Raw genomic sequence first — 17897 nt, 5'->3', positions numbered from 1 at the left:
GATGTGCGCGGGCGTGGTATGATGATCGGTGTGGAGTTCGTCAAGGACAAGGCCACCAAGGAACCGAACCCGGAATACTTGAAAGAACTGCGTGCGGCCTGTTTCCAGAGAGGGCTCTTGTTCGAATCGGGAGGGCACCACGGCAATGTGATGCGGCTTGTTCCGCCCCTTATCACGACCCATCGGATCGTGGACAACGCGATCGTCATACTGAAACGTGCGATCAGGTCCTGCTCCAAAGAGGCAGCGGAACTACAATTATCATAGCACCCTAATACACTCGTAATGTCAAATTTAAAAGGGTTTCGAAAAGTAGAACGATAAACGCTGCACGACCTTTTGTTTTTAAAGTATAGCCCATGTTTCTAAAATCAAAAATTAATAATGATGAATCAAGTTGACTTAGTTACGGATGTACCCTCTCAAAAAACACCAAAACCTGTTAAATCATCTGTTCCATTTGTAGATCGAATCACTCGAAAAGAATTTTATGAAGAGTTCGTAAATAAAGGTAAGCCAGTCGTTATTCGGGGCATGGCTAAAAATTGGAAGGCATTAGAGTGGGATTCTGAATATTTTAAAAGTATGGAAACTGGAAAAAAAGTATCCATAAAGACGGGCAATATTGAGAAAGGCGAGAAGAGAAATATATTCCTAAGTAATTTTGTGGAACTTCTTGAAGCGTATGAAGAAGATTTAAAAAAGGGACTGAATCCTAAAAAAGTAGGGTACTTACATGATTTGCCTTTTTTTTATATGTTTCCGGAATATGTCAAAGATATTTCCCCCTTTCCGTATGAACATTTATTACCCGAATGGTATTGGTCTAAATGGCAGAATTACATACAGTTCTTTATGGGAACTACAGGAAGTTTAACGCCTCTGCATTTTGATACCCTATTAACGAACAACCTATTTTTTCAGGTTGTTGGTAAAAAGAAATTCATTTTGATCGATGTTAAAGGAAAAGACAATTGTTACATCGAAGGATGGCGATGGGCTAAATTTAATCCTGATAAGCCGGATTATGAAAAATTTCCAAATGCGAAGAATGTGAACATTATGGAGGTGGTGATCGGTCCTGGAGATATTCTGTATATGCCTTCAGGTATGCTTCATCAAGTACATGGTTTAAGCCGCTCCATTTCCTTTAATATCGATTGGCATACGAAAGAAAGTGCCAAACGAGGTGTAAGAACGTTGTGGCAGGGAGCGCCTATGAAAAATGTATACTATAATTCACTTATTTACTTGGGCCTTTCCCTAAAAATTCCTTCAAAATATATTTTCCCATTTTACAAGTCGTACCTCAATTATGTTAGTTGATGGGTAGTGAAAATGATTCTTTTCTGCTATTCAAAAGAGGTGATAAACGCACTGGTAACCTAATTGCTAAAATCGCATGCATGATTCTTTTGAACTGCTTATCCACTTTTTCCTAAAATGGAATTCGTAAAAGCAATACTCTCATGATATTCATACCTACAAAATCCAAGAATTATCTTTATATACTTTTATTTCTTTCCCAAATACTTTTGGGACAAAAATTCGAGATTACAGGTACGATTATAGACAAAGGCACACAGCTGCCGCTGCCGTATGTAGATGTGATCTTGAAAACAACGTTAGGTGAGATAAAAACGGGGGTCATTACCGATGACAATGGATATTTTGTGCTTAGTTCAGCTGCAGGTAGTTTTATAGTGCAAGTCAATTATATGGGTTACGGGTCTATAGAGCTACCGGTAGCGGTTGATAGCAATAAAGATTTATCGACCCTGGCATTAGAGCAGGAGACGCAGCAATTAGAGGGAGTCTCGGTGGTTGCAAGAATTCCCAAAATTCAAAAAAAAGGAGGGGTCCTGACGGTAAATGTTGAAAATACTGTACTTAGCGAAATTGGGGATGTATCAGATGTGTTAAGACAAACCCCGTCCTTATCGGTGACAGCCGAAAATTCAATCGAAGTATTTGGAAAAGGGGAAGCGCAGATCTATCTGGATGGAAGAAGAATCGAAAACGCTGACGAGTTGACGATGATCAACTCCAATAATGTTGCCAAAATAGAGGTAGTTCGAAACCCTTCCGCCAAATATGATGCGGAAGGAAAAGCGGTCGTATTGATTACCACAACGAAGAACAAAATAGAAGGTATTAGTTCCAAAATTAGATTTAGGTACGGAGAAAATACGTTTTCCCGATGGCTGGGCGGAATTGATTTGAATTATAAGAAAGATGCTGTAAGCTTGTATAGTTCCTATAGTTACTACCCTAAAAAATTAAAGAGCGTTGATGAATATTTTAGGATATTCGAAAATGAGGACCAATCAACAACTACCATGGAAAATCGAGTTGGTAGTGTTTCTGACCTTCAAAATGTTCACAATTTGCGGGTCGGTAGTAATATTGCATTGGGGAAAACACAAGATTTAGATATTGGTCTAACCTATTCCGGTGAGGAAGGGGGGCTTACCACTGATAATAGGAATGTAATCACCGGTCTTATGAATCAAGATGTGAACGTAACCACATCAACCAATACAGACCGTAAGAACGAAACAAGCTCCTTCAATGTTAATTATTCAACCCGCTTGGATACACTAGGGCGTAAGATTACTTTTTTTTCTAACTATACACAATTTAGTTCTTCTTCCCTTGGTATTATCGATGAGGACATCTCGAATGTATCAGAAGATTTGGGCAAGGAGAACGATAATAAAAATGAAATAGATGTGTTGGCGACTTCGGTTGACTATGTCCATCCTTTTACAGAGAGTTTAAAAGGAGTTGTTGGTGCTAAGTATTCTAAAATTTCGAACGCTAGTGAGTTGCGGTTGTTTGATAGTTCTAATCAAATCGTTTTGGAACAGGAGTCCTTTCGTTATGATGAGAACATATATGCAGGGTTTTTCGAAATAGAAAAGGAGTATGAGAATTTGACTGCCAGTGTTGGGTTGCGTTTAGAATCTACCACTGTTAATGGAATTTCGAGAATTGACGGACAAACAATCATCGATAGTACCTATGTGAACCTATTTCCTTCAGTAGCTATGAATTATGAAATCAGTGAAGATTGGAGCTTGGGGGTTTATTACAACAAACGCATTGCAAGACCAGATGTTCAAGATCTTAACCCCTTCATAAACTTTATAGATTCCTTTAGTAGTTTAAGGGGAAACCCGAGTTTAAGGCCCGAAATGATCGATGAGTTTGAAACTGCTATCGAATATCTTGAAGCGGTAAGTCTGGAAGTTTCCTATAATCGGATTAAAAATCCAATCTATGATTTTCTCACCAACGAGGACTTTGTGACGGTATCTACACAGGAAAATTTTAAAAGTGAGGAAGAAATCTCTGTCGGACTTAATTTGCCATATGAAAATGAATGGATGAGTATATACGGGTATGTAGGGATGTCCCATGTTTTCAATACCAGGTTGTTTACTGCTTCAGAATTTGACCTAAGAGACAAAACCTATTGGGAATTTGCCCTCCAGAGCAGGTTTTACCTACCCAAAAAAATTAATTTAGGAGTTACTTATTTTTACGTAACGGATCAAAGAGATGGTATATTTTTTGCAAGGCCCCAAGATATTCTTAATATTTCTGCCGGAAAAAAAATGTGCAACGATAACCTAAGCATCAGTCTTTTTGCCCAAGATGTTTTTAACACGTTTCGTACCAGGGCAGAGGCCAAGTTAGATGGTTTAACGGTGGGGGTAGATCAATTCAGGGATCTTTCTGGCTTTGGTATATCGTTGGTATATACTATTAACAATAACGCTAGGAATGATGACGATGATGACGATGAGGATGATAAAGAGGAGCTGCCCGAACTAGAGAGAATTAAAAAGGAGTAAAACTTTATGGGTCTAACAACTTGATGTATCAATCTGTGAGAAAACCCCTCGCCTTTAGGCGAAGACTTTAGTTTTATATTTTTGTGTGATGCAGCATTATCGAAAGACATCACACACGACCTATGACTGCAAGTACCATATAGTTTGGATAACCAAATATAGAAAAAATGTACTTGGAGGTGAGGTCGGCAAACGAGTGCGTGAACTTGTGAGGCAAATCTGCAAGCGTAACGATGTCGAGATACTGAAGGGTCATGTTTCAAAGGATCATGTACACCTGTTCGTATCGTTACCGCCTCATTTGGCAATATCGAAATTGGTTCAGTACCTGAAAGGTAAAAGTTTATATAAGTTGATGCAGGAAAACAAACAGTTCTCTCGACTTTTTTGGGGCCGCCATCTCTGGCGGTCGTGGATATTTTGTTGCTAGCTCTGGCAACATCACCGATGAAATGATAATGGAGTACATCGAAAATCAGCACAACAATGAGAAAGGGGATGGAGAGTTTACCACGGTCGATTAGCTTTAGTCGTCTTTAGTCGATGGTAGTTTAATGGTAGTGCAGCGCATGATATGCGATACGATGCCCGACCAGTTAAAACTACCCTACGGTTATGGACACCTAAGACGGTAAAGGAACTGGTGGAAGGGTAACTGGGGATCAAGATTGCGTTTACCACTGTGGGGGACTATCTGCGCTCACGGAGTTCCACGCCCCCAAAAGCTCAAGAAGAAGGCCTATGAACAGCGGCCGCAACAGGTTGGCAAATGGCTGAAGGAGGAGTATCCGTCCATCAAAGAATGGTTAAAAACGAGAAGAACGCCGAGATATACTGGGGCGACAAAACAGGGGCGAGAAACGATTGCCAACACGGACATTCCTAAGCACTGGGGGGATACTCCGACGCGACAGTTCGTAGCCAAGCGGTTCTCGATCAACATAGTATCGACGGTGACCGATTAGGGAAAGGTCGAGTCCATTATATATGGGGGCAACATGGACCAACAGCAGCTAATGGTGTTCCTCGAACATTTGATTGAGGGAAGAACTAGGAGGATTTCCTGATACTGGACACCTGAGAGTACTCCATGGATAAATGGTCAAGGCACCGGCCTAAGAGAACAACGTAGGCATCGAACTGTTCTTCCTTTCGCCATATTCGCCGGAAACCGACCCGGAAGAATACCTGAACCGTGACCTAAAACCAGGGCTCTCAGACAGACCGTGGCCCAAGGACTGCAATACCTTGTAGGCCTAATGTCAGGGCGCGCATGGAAATGTTACAGTCCGACCACCAACGGGTAAAAAAATATTTCAGGCATCCCGATATAGTATATGCCGCAAAAAACCACAAACTATAAGCGGCGGATTGATATATTAACAGGTGGAGGATTTTAGGAAAGATTACAACGAGTATCGCCCGCACAAGTCATTAGACAGAAAAAGCCCGAACCAGATGTTCAATGAAAAACAATTATATTTAACAGGTCTCAAAAATTAGTTTGAGCTATGTACTTTAGTGCATTTCGCTTTAGCTTCTAAAAAAGCCTACTTTTGGTTTATTGCAGAAGTAAGGATTAATGGACATAGCGTTTCACGTTTGAGTGTCTAGGTTTTTTTGAGTACTAAGTATAGGTATTCCGTTCTCAAGAGTGGGGATATCCAGATACGCTGTCGTACCCTATTGATACAGATATGCGAGGTCGAGGAGGTATCGATTCTGAAGGGAGTAGTCTCCAAGGACCACTTGCACATTCACCTAGATTATCGTCCCCCTTTGAGCGTAAGCGATCTAGCGAAAAAGTTGAAGGACCTTAGTTCCCGGAAACTGCAACGGGAGTTTTCCTAGCTGAAAAAGCGGTTTTAGGGGCCTCATTTCTGGACTATTAGATTTGGTTCCCGGAGCACAGGTAATGTAACAGACGAAATGGTGACCGCCTATTTGGAGAATCACAGAAAGCCCGGCGATAGAACAAACTCGAAGTTCATCATAGTTAAATGACCTTTGAGGCGACTTTAAGTCGTTAGCCCGAAATTATGGACTTCAAGTCCATAGAGGTTCATTTAGGACTGTACGAAAATGGGTAAGTCTTCAAAAACAGCTTGGCTGAGTTAATATTAGTTGCATTTGAATCTTTTTGGATATAGCTAAAATTCGCAGTAATTGTATAGTATATAGGTGTCCGATTCGGTGCGCTGTTTTGTTTTAAGGAGTATAAGTATTTGAAAATCATAAGTTTACAATAAGAGTTCGAGCCCATGTGGGACCACAGAAAACCCTTCTTTGTCATTGGCATAGAAGGGTTTGTATTTTCGAAGGGTTATAATATTACTGGTTTTTTAGGTTCACTTGTTGAAAACATGGTTCTTACCGTATGTAGTGCATTTTCTTTTTAAAACGTATAGCGCTTTTTGAATCGAACTTCTTTGGGTGCAGTATCGAACTAAAGGATTAAGCGTGAACTTATTGATTTGTATTTATTCAGATACCCATACTTAACAAGCCGAGTATTGCGAATGCAGAAACTCCAATCCTTCCATGCTCCGAAAAGACTACCCTTACAATAAAAGTGCTAGGCCGATTGTCTGCTAAGGTAAGTCTCCGAGAAGATGGTCTGTAGTGCCAATTGATTTCAGTGCACACCTGTTTCGGGTTTAGCTAGTTTCGGGTTGACAATCTCCCCCCTGACGGCAGTTGTAGGGAAAAACGCCTGATTGCTTTTGGAATAAATGGCACATTTTCCATTTCTATCATATCTTTGTTAAGCATGTCATATGTAAAAAATTGATATCCAGATATTTATGATTCAAAATACAAATATCGCAACCCTTTCTTTTGATTAAAAAAGTTTAAATCAGTTTATCTATAAATGAAGAAACTTACTTATTTGAATCAAATAGATTCATTACGCGCGATAGCAGTACTTCTTGTGGTTTTTTTTCATTTAGATATTAGCTTTTTTAAGGGAGGTTTCCTTGGGGTCGATGTTTTTTTTGTAATCAGTGGTTTTTTGATAACTAGAATCATCAATCATGAATTCTCTCAAACTGGCACTGTCAGTTTTAAAAGATTTTATTTAAGAAGGATAAGACGGTTGATGCCAACCTTATTCTTGACTATTTTTCTAGCATTTATTTTAACCTTTCTTATTTTTTCGCCATCAGATTTTATAAATGCCACAAAGTCAATGACAATGAGTTCGGTTGCACTGTCGAATTTTCATTTTTTGGGCGAGTCCGATTATTTTGATACCGCCTCAAATTTCAAACCTTTGTTACACACATGGTCTTTGGGTATAGAAGAGCAGTTTTACATTCTTTATCCAATTACATTATTTATTTTAATTAAATGTTTTAAAAAACGGAAAAATGTTGTTTTTTTTAGCTTGGGCATACTTTTTTCAATAAGTCTTTTCCTTACACTCTATACCTCTGAGTACGGTATCTCCGATTCTTTTTCAAACTTGTTTAAGCCTAAAGATGAGATAACATCAAGTGTAGCCTCATTACAATTTTATTTACTTCCTTTTAGGATGTTCGAATTTTTGGTCGGAGCTATTGTTGCCTTGATCAATAAGCCAAAAATCAAATCGGAAATCTTAAAACTATTCTTGAATTTAGTTGGTCTAACAACCATTATCTCCTCTGCTATTATCCTTAGTAAGGATAGTCTCTACTTAAGTACACTCAATCTTATACCATGTTTGGGAGCAGCCTTATTACTCTTTTTTCCACCTTCAAAATATTTGGCGTTCGTGTTTGAAAATAAAGCGCTTAGGTATATTGGTAAAATTAGCTATACCCTTTATTTGGTACATTGGCTTTTGATCGTAGTTTACCGTTATCTTTTTAACGGTGAGTTCACTTCGATTGAGACTATAGGTCTCTTCACTTTTATGTTACTGTTATCTTCCCTGATTTACCATTATTATGAAACCCCTTTGAGATACAGGGATTATGGTTTATCCATTAAATCAGATAAAAACCTGGTGTTTATTTTAGTAGCCTGTATTTTGATAGTTTTTGTAATCAATTTAAAAGTAAACTCCGACGATGGCTGGTTGTGGCGATTAAGTCCTAAAAATAGAGAACTTGTAGAAAATATAGGAGTTCCAAAAGATTTTCATTTAAATAACTGGGGCGGGGCCGGTTATAAGCCTGGATGGATTGGAGAGAAGCCAGGCCATGGCGGCGTACCGGACATTATACTAATGGGTGACAGTCATGCTGGTCATTATCTCTATGGACTGGATTCTATTATGGTAAAGAAAAATAAAAAGAAGATTTACATATCAAATTGGTTTACTTCCTTAAAGCTTCCAGATTTTGTTCGAAGCGATAAAGAAGGGATGCCTGCTATTAGTAAAAATAAATTCAAGCAGGATTTAAAAATCGTTAACAAATATCCTGAGAGTATGGTAGTTTTAAGTCACTCATGGACCTCACAGATCAACAGATCTGAAGTGTTGGACTCTGAAACAAATGAATATCTAAAACTTCGTCAAGACACTACAGGGTTTGTTGTAATAGCTCGGAAAATAGAAAAATTTCGCTCTCTTATTGGAAAGGAGAGAAAACTGTTAATCATTGGGGCATCTCCCAAAACAAAAAGTAACGAGCTTAATTATATAGAAAAGTTACTTCGCCCTAAATATTTTTCCGATTTAACACCGACATCCACTACATTTAAACAAAATCAAATAGCATTTAATACTTTTTTCGAAAGTTACTTTAAAAACATACCCGACATTAATTTTATCAATCCGTCTCCTGCTTTTTGTAGTGATGGAAAGTGTTATAAGCAGTTTAATGAGCAAATTTACTTTAGTGATGGCAGCCATCTCTCCAGAGATGGGTCATTAAAGGCGGTCACATTTTTTGAAGATCGACTTTTAAATATATTGGATAGTAAAGAATAATGAACTCGCTCATACTTCTATAATCATAAGTTTATACATAGCACAAGAAAAGAGGAGTCGTTCAACGATGATTTTCTGAAGCAGTTCAGGACCGGCGACGAGCCCAACGGCCTCCGAGCGCATTAGGAATCGACCCTAGCGACTGCAAGCCAAATTTCCTTGGTAAAGCATGCGATATCATCAAAATCATAATATCTGATAATTTTACAGGATTCAATTGCGATATCCAAGTAAGCTTCCGTTCGTTCAAAGTCAACATAGACGTAGTCCGACGGTACCTTAATGTCGCTCAGGAGTTTTTCACCGAATTCATGGTTGCGCAGTACGTTTACCGCTCTTGATGTGGTTGCAACCAGGTGCATTGGCTTAAAATTTGCCGGGAACGCTCCCGATTCGAATATTTGATGTTCGGAAACGGGCGTTTGTACAAAACTATAGTGCCTTTTCCACGAAAAAGGACGGAATATGACCTTTGTTTCCGCAAAACCCACACTAAATTTGGTAATGAAAAGGGTTCCTTTCTTTTGGCTAAAATTTTTTTGATTCTGAAACCGTCTGGTTTGTTTCGCTTTTACCGATACATACCTATCGTGCTTTGAAACACTTTCGTATGCCGAGTTGAAATTCGAAATCCCCACCTGTGCATAGGAATTACCGGTTTTTGTTTGCAACTGGCGGTTAATTTCGCAAAGCATCTCCAATAGCGTTTCCGGTCCGGTTCCCTTTAGTGTCGATTTTTTACATCTTAAATGGAAGTAATCGTTCATTTGAAGGAAATCCAATGCACTGTAGGCAAGCGCAACCGCGGAAACCACCTTCCCCTTTAATTTTTGATTATCGATGTTGTCGACAATAAACGTTACGGATAAATGCTGTGATGTGTTAATGGCTTATCTTTTAGTATAACCGATTCTTTCCCTAGGTAGCGCTATTAGCGTTCTTTTGTCAAAAACGGGTTATGATTACTTAAAACACCAAGATGCGTTAAAACAGCCTAGGGATATTAAAAAAAACCCACCCTGTTTCAAAAAAAATGCTAAAAATCAACATGCTTGTTTTGTCCAATACCCTAAAGATTTTAAAACTTAAAACCCTCTGGTAGGATACGGTAAAATCGGGAATTGGTCTAAAGTGGTATGAAGCAAAATCTACAGGTAGGACCACGTTTTACTAAAAAATTTTTCCGCTAAGTTGTAGTTTGGGGTATTGTGCCTGACAAGAGGTCAAATACCATCGCCAGTCCGCATTTGTCTTTTCTAAAGGGATGTTGAAACGAACGGATTACATGTTTTGGATGCACGTAGGTTCGGGAATTACGTGACTGCCATTGCTGTATTCATTTTGGTTTGAAGTAGTAATATCTAGGGTTTTGAGGGGTATTCCGGGCCGGTCAAATTTCTATTGATTTGTAAATCCAACGGTCAGGAGAAGTCCAACAGTGCATATTTGCTAATAATCAGGTGAAAAAATAATTAACTTTTTAATAACTATGAAGATATTTTACGACTACCGCAAAATTGTGATGGTTTCACTCATCACACTTTTCACGGCACTAATCGGACATTCTCAAGACGACACTTGGATAAGTCTCGCACCGGGAGCAGGAGGTCAATTACAGGACCTTTATTTTGATCCGGTGGAACGAAACCGAATTTATCTTTCCAGTGACCAAGAAGGGAGTTATCGCTCCGACGATTTGGGCAACAGCTGGATATTCATCGGAAAAGATTTAAGTCATGGAATGTCCTTTAAAATTAGACGGGACAATAGTAACAACGGACGTCTGTATCAAGGCGGACTATGGGGAGCGCATTATTCCGACAACCGAGGAACCAATTGGACCAGAATAGAGGAAACCAAGGGTGATGCGATCGCCTCCATAGCCTTCAGTGCCGATAACAGCGTAAAAGTTTTAGGCCCGGGATGGCACGCAAAAGACGCTCAAAAAGTACAAAGTACTATTATCGATCCTATTCAGCCATTGATAGGGGAACGTTATGTATACATATCCAAAAACGGGGGACCGTTTTTAAAAAGGCAATATGAGCCAATGGATGGTTATGATCATGTTTACAATGTGGCAATACACCCGGCTAACGGAACCATTTACGTCGGTGCCGCATCAGGCCTTTATATCTCCACAAATGACGGATCCAATTGGAGCAGGGTGGACAACCCCGATGGTGCCTACAGGGGTAAAGAAGGCGGGGTAAAAACGCTGACATTTTTTAGCGGTGAAGAACCGAACACGGGCAAATATAAGTTTAGTGGAGGAATAAGTGGAATGGGCATTTCGCCCGATGGGGAAAGAATATACGCCGTTTACCAAACCAAAGGTGATGTTCCCGGAAGTCGTGCGCAATGGAAATTGTTTACCACCGAAACGAGCAAATTATCGAATGCCGACCCGCAATGGGAAGTGTTGGAAGGCCTTACCGATGCGTTGGGCAAATTGGATGTTCAATGGTATAACCCCCTCGTAGATTCAAAATCTACCGCAAATCGGCAGCGGCTGATCATTGGTACCAACATAAAGGATAATCCAAACCGTGTGGGATTGTTTGAAGGGAATTTGACGTTTGGTGCAAATGGAAGGGTTACATCGCAAGATTGGAAGAATACTCTTCAGGCCAAACTCAAAACCTCTTCCGGAGCCGATGCATTTGACGAAGGTTGGGAGGCGGCGAAGTTTTTGAGCAGGGCCTATGACTTTACCCCAAATACTTGGGGTCCTTCGACCAGCAGGATTATCGCTGGTGGTGGAAACAATTTTTTCCTGAGCAATAACGATAATAACGCCAATTGGCCTTTTGTAGCAGAAAGTTGGCTGCCCATCTATACAGAAAAGGTAGTTGGCCCCAATGATTTTGTAACCTATCGGAATAGGAGCTTTACCAATACGGTAACCTATGATATAGCGACTTTTCAAGACTATGTAATTCAGGGCAATGCCGACCAAGGGATATTTGAAAGTTTTGATGCTGGAGATAGTTGGACGAAGAAAACCAGTCCGAACGAGGCGAAGAACGTACAATCCGTGGGCATAACAAAGACTTCACCTCCCATAGTGTTGGCGGAAATGAGAAACGATTTTGGTATCCCATCGAATACAAAACTATTCTTGTTCGCCCGAAAACTGGGCGAACCGATCGAACCTATTTCCGGTACCGATTGGCGTTTTATCGGTGGTGGGGTCAACGGAACGCAGTTGACCAATAGCCTTCCCAACAGACAGGTACAGGTTATGACGATAGACGATAAAAATGTCAGTCGCGTATATCTCGGCTTTCGGTCCGTGGCGGGCGTAGGAGGTATCTATGCCACAGAGGATATCGAAGGGGTGTATGACGGTGAATCGCAGTGGAAGAAGATATCGAACGCAAAAATGGGTCTGGAGCCCAGTTTTAAGGATATCTTTATCGATCCCAACGATTCCGATGTACTCTGGGCAAGCGGCCAAAACTTATGGAGAGGTAGGAGAACGGCAATTGACAAGTGGGTATGGGAGGAGTTTGAAACCGGGTTCGGTACTAGCGGAGATTTCGAATCCGGAATAAAAGATCTATTTGTTTGGGACAACCAGGGCGCAACGGTAGTGGCCATCGCCGCATCTTTTAATGGGGCGCCGCAAGAGGTTTACATACTCAAGAACCCCGGCGCATCCAATTGGAACCGTACCGGAAATCTGTCAAAGGCCAAACTGGACATATCAAAAACGTTAGCGCTACGAGGGGAAGTTTGGGTGGAGCAGGGCGAGACCATCAATTTCAACTCACTGGCCGGATATAAGAACAACATATATGTAGGAACCGAAAACGGGAAACACAAAAAAGGACTGGGACTGTTTACTACGAAGTTCTCGCTTAACAACCAGGGAAATGTTGCCCTGACCAACGGTGGATGGAAGGACTGGACCACGGATTCACAAGGAACAGAGTTCTATTATGCAAGAAGTGCAAATGCCGATGCCAAAATTATCTCCGAAAGTAATGGGGATGTAAATTACTACTTGCCCACCTTTGGTATCGGGATATGGAAACGACAGATCGATTCCAATGTGCCACAAACGGATGCCCTGATCAGTTCTAGCGCAGTGCTATTGGAGAATTCCCAAAATGCTACGAAGGAAGTGAGTATTAGGGCAACGGGGTCCTGGTCCATAGTGAACATTCCCGCTTGGCTCGAAATCAATGGCAGTTCGGGTAGCAATTTTAATGGAAATGGACAAACAACCCTGCAGTTCAAAAGTAAAAGTGCCAATCCCGATAATTTGACAAGGAGCAGAGATCTGCGGCTAAATGCCGGTGGCAAAGCCGTCACCGTTACCGTGCAACAACTGGGGACTCCCATAAACATCAATCTCTTAAACGGAAATGTAAACATCGACGGTAATTTGGAAAATAGGTGGAACGCGATACCGTTCAACACCGTTTCAGAAGTAGCCAAAGGAAACCCTGGCACATTGGAGGGCCGTTTTAAAATCGGGTACACTTCGGAAAAACTTTTTATTGCCGTTGCCGTTGATGACGATACCCCACAATCGAACTTTTCGGAAGGCGAGCCCTACAACGGAGATGCCGTTACCATAGCCTTGGATGTCAATAATAATAAAAGGTCGGGGTCTTATGGGGTCGACGATTATGTATTTAAGGTAACCAGGGCGGGCGACATCATTGCCGTAAACGGTAATACTACCAATCTGATCGATGACTTTGCCGTAAATTTCAACGCTAACGGATACGTTTCCGAGATTGCCCTGGCTTGGGAAAATTTAGGGGTACTTCCCGGAGGCGCCTTGCCGATCGGATTGGAAGTAGCCATTGAAGATAGCAAACAAGGTAACGCGGTAAACACGATCATACAGTTCGCAACCGATAACGATTTGAACGCGAGTTCTCCGTCGGAATGGGGAACCGCAATAACCAATGGCACCGATGTTCCATGGTTGGAAACTTTTGACGACCTTTTTAGGGATACCGCGCAAGATACGGGTAGGACCGCGTGGACAATAGAAGCAAACGGCCTCAATATTAATGACAAAAGTTTTCTTAAAGTCGAACTCCCCGATAATAGGGATCGAGAGAAAAAAGCCTTGATTGCCCGTAATTTAGGGGGAACGGCAACATTTAAGTCCGGTACGATCGATATATCCAACGTTTCGGAGCGTTTACGCATTACGCTCAGCGCAAGGGAAAGGACCAAGACAAAAGTCAACAACGGTTTTATAAAAGCGTATTATCGTTTGAACGGCGGCGCAAGGGTCTTGTTCGGGCAACTCATTGGAGATTCCCCGGTCGACGATACGCCACAAATTTTAGAAAGCAATGCCATCGCTAGTGGAAACAATACACTTGAAATCGAAATTGACGTAAATAGTTCTTCCGCCACAACAAACCACATTATCGATAACATTCTCGTGGAACCTGTTTCCGCACCGAGGTGTAAGAAGTTATCGGACTTGGCGGTAGTCAAAATCGAAAAGGGGGTAGCTACCGTATCATGGACCGATGCGTTAAGTAATGGAACGGAATACGTAGCCCAGTATAGAGGGCTAAACTCGAATGGGCCGTGGCTTTCCTTGCTGCCGATCTCTACGGACATAACCAGTGCCAAAACCCCGTTCCTAGCTCGTGGCAACAGTTATGAATGGAGGGTAAGGAAGCGTTGCGGTAACACCGAAACCGAGTTCGCTTTGGGTGCAAACTTTACGATTCTTGGCGGAGACACCGGTGCCGAAACCATACTATTCCGAGAAGAATTCGAAAAATCGGGCTGTAGTACTTCATCAAATGCCCAGCGTAGGATCAGTACCTATCCATGTTATACCAATAACGCCCCGATAGCATTCTCGGGCAACGGGTCTTTACGCACTAGCGGTGCCAATGCCGATTATGAGGGGGCATCGAACCAGTTTTCCGTTCTATTGAATGCGAACACCAACAATAACCCAAAGGATAAAAGCATTACGATCGGCGGAATAAGCGTAGCGGGTGCCCAAGAGTTAAAGTTGCGATTCGGTCTAAAGCAAGATGCGTTGACATCCAATAGTGAGGGGCTGATCGTGGAGTACAGGGCCGGTGCCTCTGGTGGAAATTGGAGCAATGTGCCCATTAGCCTACCGTCCAATGCTGACTGGACCCTGGTGGAAACTACCATTTCCGGCGTTTCCGCAACTTCGGATTTGGAGTTGAGATTTACGGCAAAGGTCGGTTCAAAGTATAGGTTGGACGACGTGCAACTATCCTCTGGTGGAGATGCCGTCGAATGCTCTAGTATTTCGAATATTGCTTCCTCCGGCGGTTCCGACACTTCGGAGACCTTGACCTGGAACGCTACCGGTTCACCATCTTCATTTGAGGTAAGGATTAAATTGATAAATACAGAAGGTTGGTTGGTAACTGCGGTGGACGGTCCTACGGAAACATTTGACAACTTGACGAACGGTGGTACGTATATTGTTCAGATAAGAGCGATTTGCGGTTCCGAATCAAAGTCGTTTTGGTCTCCGGCAGCGGAAATAGAGTATACGTTTGTGGCGGGAGCCAATAACAATAATACAGATCCATCGGAATCAACTATTTTTTTCGCTGAAACTTTTGATGCGGCCAACGCCCCATGTACTGTTATCGGCGGTAATCTGGAAACCTATGGTTGCTACAGTGAAGCGGCCAATGCCACTTTTACGGGAAGCGGGGCCATTAATGATTCCGCGAACAATGCTTCGGAGAACGATTACCCCGGTCCTTCGAACGGGAACAACCTTTTCTTGGCGCGTTCGGGCAAAACGCTGGAAATCAAAAATATCGATGCCAGCAATTTTGATGCCATTACGTTATCGTTTGGATTGCGAAAAAATAACGTTGATGCCGACGGAGCTACGTTGATAGTCGAAATAACCGAGAACGGAGGAAACAGTTGGACGGCCGTTCCCTTAAGCCTTCCGACCAATGGGAGTAGCAACGATTGGATTCAGGTCACTTTGGAAACAGGGGTCGATAGGTCAGCAGATTTCGGAGTACGATTTCGGAATACCTCGACCTTTGCCCCTATTGATAGATTTAGGCTAGATGATATACGGCTGAGTGGAATACCCGTCTCCGGGTCACAACTAAAGGCCAATAGTGGAACCACTGTTGCCAACGAATTGCTGGTATATCCCAATCCTACCTCCGATGTTCTGAACATTACGGTATTCGACGCTTTCGGAAAACCGGATTCAGGAATCGATCAGATCATGATCTATGATATGATGGGCAGATTGGTCTTGAGCCATACGCCAAAGAATGCATCATCTGGCAACTTAAGTTTGCCCGTAGGAACGTTGAGCAAAGGGTATTATGTTTTAAAGATACAGTCCAAGACGATTACTTCGGATGAAAGATTGTTCCAGGTGAAATGAAAAATTAATAGACTCGTGTTACGTCCGGTTTGAAGGATGATGATTTTGATCGTCCGATGAAGCGGGCGTTCCGATAGGGGCTTTTAAATTTAAGTTCGGGTAAATTTTTTAGGATTACTTTGTAGCGGGGGCTTGCCCCCGCTATTTTTTTGGGTAGTTGCCAAAGGAAACCATGGTTCCTTTAAATGATGGGAGATGACAGCAAATCAACTGGGTGCCCATGGACTAGGGTAATACCGTTCTGCTCAAGGGAATACAATAAGGTGGCGCCTATGGTCGTAGAAGTACAGCTGGCCCATAGGGAACGGTCAGAGCTGGAGGGGTATGGTTTATATAGGATTCCCAAAAACGTTTGAAACGTTTGGGGTAAAGCGGATGTTCCGTGAATTGTAATCGAGGCATCTCAACAGAGTTCTTGCGTCTTAATTCTGGAGAGGTTCCTAAAATTTTCTGCGCTCATATTCGCATGTTTTTGGAAGGTTACACAGAAACTGGAATGACTTTGGAAACCGATATCGTAAGCTATCGACGAAATTGGAAGATCGGTTTCCTGAAGTAGCGATTTGGCCTTTGAAATTTTTAGTTCCAAAACGTATTGATATGGCGTAGTCCCTACATATTTTTTAAAGTTTCTAATGAAATGGTATCGCTTCCATTCCGTCATTGCCGCCAAAGTCTCTACGTTCAATCGTTTATCGAGATTTTTATTTATGAAGTTGGTAACTTTTCTTAGTTTAAAAGGCACTTGGCTATTGGGTACTATTTTGTTGCGGACCGGGTCAAGTTTTCTATGTTTATGGTTGTAAAGGGCAATTTCGATAGCTGAGGTAATATCCCTTGGGGAAAAGGGCTTTATAATAAATCCCATAGGACGCGTTTTCTTTACCTCGTCAAAGGTTAAGGTATCCGTCAGACTGGTTACATATATAAAGGGTATGCTATCCGACTCCAACAAAAAGCTGCCGATACCGATGCCGTTTCCTTTTCCTTTTAGGTTGATATCAATAAGAACAAGGTCGGGGCTTTGCTCTTTTATGTTGATCAAGGCTTGTTTTTGGTTGTTACACGGTGGCAATGCGGTCCAACCATGTTTGTTTATTATTCTCCTTAAATCCGCGGCGATTATTGCTTCGTCCTCTACGATCAAGATCTTTTTTTCCATAGCAGTCATACGTGATTTTTTTAAAATTTTAATGCGTTTTTTGGAAGGTTCCCCATCGAAACCCGTTGTTGGGCAACCTCACATTAGGTAGCAATGAAATTCGAAAGTAGGCGCCGTTAGGCATCGCGAACGGTTTTAATAGGAACAGAAATGTATTTGATCCGGATAGGGGTTCGGTTGCGATTGGAAGTGCCCAAAGGATCGCGATAAAGTTTTAAATTCGAGGTATTTCATAGCCCTTTAAAAGTCATTAATTTTTGATCAATACCTCGGTTGATATGAGGGTAATAACTTGGGATTTTAAAAAGCCATAGAAATTATAAGGCACGCCATATCCTGCATGGAGAGTTGACAATTGTTTCCCCACCGCCAATACAATTCTTTTCACTTGGTGGGAAGTAAGCCCCTGTTATATTTTGAAAAGCGTTTTTTAAGTTAGTGGACAAGAAAAGAAGTACGGTTTTAATACGCCTAGGTGGCATAGTGTTCCAATACCAATGGCCGGGAAATGGAGAGATAAAACTTTGGACTTATGAATCGATAGTAAACCCATAA

The 17897-nt window shown here is 41.7% G+C and carries 8 protein-coding genes and 2 pseudogenes; 8 read left to right on the top strand and 2 right to left on the bottom strand.

Translation table 11 applies throughout. The annotated features are described in order from the left end of the window. From ACRD7P_RS12450 to ACRD7P_RS12420, 7 genes and pseudogenes are all read left to right on the top strand, one after another. The coding region (locus ACRD7P_RS12450) for an aminotransferase class III-fold pyridoxal phosphate-dependent enzyme (protein WP_430907948.1) at positions 1-267 on the top strand (267 nt) is incomplete at its 5' end. Positions 268-384: 117 nt separating this feature from the next. After that, on the top strand, positions 385-1326 hold the full coding sequence (locus ACRD7P_RS12445; protein ID WP_430907947.1) for a cupin-like domain-containing protein: 942 nt from the start codon (positions 385-387) through the stop codon (positions 1324-1326). A 209-nt stretch (positions 1327-1535) separates the two neighbouring features. Further along, positions 1536-3860 carry a TonB-dependent receptor domain-containing protein gene (locus ACRD7P_RS12440; RefSeq protein WP_430907946.1) on the top strand — a complete coding sequence of 775 codons (2325 nt, stop codon included), beginning with the start codon at positions 1536-1538 and terminating at the stop codon, positions 3858-3860. Between the two features lie 88 nt (positions 3861-3948). Beyond that, positions 3949-4384 (top strand): annotated as a pseudogene (gene tnpA / locus ACRD7P_RS12435) (IS200/IS605 family transposase). Positions 4385-5246: 862 nt separating this feature from the next. Next, the gene (locus ACRD7P_RS12430) at positions 5247-5363 is read left to right on the top strand and encodes a hypothetical protein (RefSeq protein ID WP_430907945.1); all 117 of its coding nucleotides are present in this window, start codon (positions 5247-5249) and stop codon (positions 5361-5363) included. 117 nt (positions 5364-5480) lie between these two features. After that, a pseudogene (gene tnpA, locus ACRD7P_RS12425) lies at positions 5481-5864 on the top strand (IS200/IS605 family transposase). An 868-nt stretch (positions 5865-6732) separates the two neighbouring features. Then, positions 6733-8781, top strand: coding sequence for an acyltransferase family protein (locus ACRD7P_RS12420; RefSeq protein WP_430907944.1), 2049 nt, complete (start codon positions 6733-6735; stop codon positions 8779-8781). A 122-nt stretch (positions 8782-8903) separates the two neighbouring features. On the opposite strand, the gene ACRD7P_RS12415 is transcribed toward ACRD7P_RS12420, so the two are convergent. Beyond that, positions 8904-9596, bottom strand: a complete 693-nt coding sequence (locus ACRD7P_RS12415) for a hypothetical protein (protein ID WP_430907943.1) — start codon at positions 9594-9596, stop codon at positions 8904-8906. Between the two features lie 674 nt (positions 9597-10270). Here ACRD7P_RS12415 and ACRD7P_RS12410 point away from each other — a divergent pair. After that, positions 10271-16180 carry a sugar-binding protein gene (locus ACRD7P_RS12410; protein WP_430907942.1) on the top strand — a complete coding sequence of 1970 codons (5910 nt, stop codon included), beginning with the start codon at positions 10271-10273 and terminating at the stop codon, positions 16178-16180. A 403-nt stretch (positions 16181-16583) separates the two neighbouring features. Here ACRD7P_RS12410 and ACRD7P_RS12405 read toward each other — a convergent pair whose 3' ends face one another. Continuing rightward, on the bottom strand, positions 16584-17342 hold the full coding sequence (locus tag ACRD7P_RS12405; RefSeq protein WP_430907941.1) for a response regulator transcription factor: 759 nt from the start codon (positions 17340-17342) through the stop codon (positions 16584-16586). Positions 17343-17897: the final 555 nt, after the last annotated feature.

This window comes from Maribacter sp. 2-571 (assembly GCF_050589625.1).
Lineage (GTDB): Bacteria > Bacteroidota > Bacteroidia > Flavobacteriales > Flavobacteriaceae > Pelagihabitans.
The sequence above is the reverse complement of the archived record's forward strand: the minus strand, read 5'-3'. Positions and strand labels throughout refer to the sequence as shown.